Raw genomic sequence first — 701 nt, 5'->3', positions numbered from 1 at the left:
TGGCAGCGCTGTCGCGTCCACTTCATGAGGAATGTGCTGGCCCATGCCGGCAAGAGCGGCCGCAGGGTCGTCTCGGCCTTCATCGCAACCGCTTTCGCTCAGGAGACGGCCGAGGCAGCGAGCCTGCAATGGCGCGCAGTCGCCGACCAGATCCGGCCGAAGGTGCCGAAGCTGGCTAGGATCATGGACGATGCCGAGCCTGATGTGCTCGCCTACATGACCTTCCCGAAGGAGCATCGCGCCAAGTTCCACTCGACAAATCCCATCGAGCGTCTCAACGGCGAGATCAAGCGACGCACAGAGGTCGTTGGCATCTTCCCCAACGACGACGCCATCGTGCGCCTCGTCGGCGCGCTCCTGCTCGAACAGAACGATGAATGGGCCGTGCAGCGGGCCAGATACATGACGCTGGAAACGATCAGCCAGATGAGCGATGATCCCCTGATCAGCCTGCCAGCCGTGGCGCGCTGATCAGCCCGGCCAATGCCGGAAAGCACGGCGACCAATGCCGTCAGCTACACCACGCCACGGGACACGATCGCGTAACCGTCCGGTGACCGCCTCACCGGAGGGATACGGCACAGCGTCGGTCTTCCCGATATGGGCCAACGTTGCTCGATCAGTAATCAGGTGTGCGGCTGTGCGGCGCGGTCATCAGGTCATCAATTCGCTGGAAAACCTGCAGCTGACCGTCCTTCCGA

1 protein-coding gene is annotated in these 701 nt (G+C 62.9%); it reads left to right on the top strand.

The window, feature by feature from the left end:
• Positions 1 to 471: transposase (locus EOA27_RS38875; RefSeq protein ID WP_189562396.1), on the top strand; the 471-nt coding region annotated here is incomplete at its 5' end.
• Positions 472 to 701: the final 230 nt, after the last annotated feature.

Source organism: Mesorhizobium sp. M2A.F.Ca.ET.037.01.1.1 (assembly GCF_003998075.1).
Taxonomy (GTDB): Bacteria; Pseudomonadota; Alphaproteobacteria; order Rhizobiales; family Rhizobiaceae; genus Mesorhizobium.
Note: the sequence above shows the minus strand (reverse complement) of the source record. Positions and strands in the feature narration are given on the sequence as shown.